A 545-nucleotide genomic window follows, 5' to 3' on the forward strand; every position below is an offset into this window, starting at 1 on the left:
TAGCTCTTCCATGTTGTTGTTTGAGTAATGGAAGCGCATTGCTTTACATAGACGAACACCGTCAATGATTGATGCGTGGTTCAGTGCATCAGAAATGATCGCATCTTCTTTACCAAGAATGGTTTCGAACAGACCTGCGTTTGCATCAAAGCAAGAGGTGTAAAGAATCGTATCTTCTTTACCGAGGAATTTAGAAAGCTTTTGTTCTAGCTCTTTGTGGATGTCTTGAGTACCGCAGATAAAACGTACTGATGCCATACCGAAGCCGTGCTCATCCATGCCAGCTTTACCTGCTTCGATAAGCGCTGGATGGTTTGCTAGGCCTAGGTAGTTGTTCGCACAAAAGTTCAGTACTTCTTCACCTGTCGAGATTTTAACAGCGGCTTGCTGTTGAGAGGTAATGATACGCTCTGCTTTGTAAAGACCTTCAGCCTTCACTTCTTCAATTTGCTGTTGAATCTGTTGGTAAAATGCAGAAGACATTCGCAATTCCTTCCTGGTTGTTTTGACGAGTTTTCACTCGTTTCGAATTTGGTTTAGCCTTT

At 42.8% G+C, this 545-nt stretch carries 1 protein-coding gene; it reads right to left on the reverse strand.

Going from position 1 to position 545, the window contains the following annotated elements; all coding sequences use genetic code 11:
• Window positions 1-483, reverse strand: a 483-nt coding sequence (locus tag R7E78_RS29720; protein ID WP_318059091.1) for an aminotransferase class I/II-fold pyridoxal phosphate-dependent enzyme, incomplete at its 3' end; no start/stop codon positions are given.
• Window positions 484-545: the final 62 nt, after the last annotated feature.

This window comes from Vibrio sp. YT-19(2023) (assembly GCF_033337395.1).